This is a genomic window from Belnapia sp. AC561, assembly GCF_979252845.1.
Window position 1 is genome coordinate 1 of sequence record NZ_CEEDBP010000336.1, and the last position, 254, is coordinate 254.

At 48.4% G+C, this 254-nt stretch carries 1 rRNA gene; it reads left to right on the forward strand.

Features of this window, described 5'->3' with window-relative positions:
- Window positions 1-254, forward strand: a 23S ribosomal RNA gene (locus AC0IW9_RS31315); the annotation flags it as partial.

The window sequence follows — 254 nt, forward strand, 5'->3', positions numbered from 1 at the left end:
AATACCACCCTTTCTGTATTCGGTGTCTAATCCCGCAAAGCGGGAGACATTGTTTGATGGGTAGTTTGACTGGGGTGGTCGCCTCCAAAAAGGTAACGGAGGCTTTCAAAGGTAAGCTCAATACGCTTGGTAACCGTATGAGGAGTGCAATAGCATAAGCTTGCTTGACTGTGAGACAGACAAGTCGATCAGGGTCGAAAGACGGATATAGTGATCCGGTGGTTCTGCATGGAAGGGCCATCGCTCAAAGGATA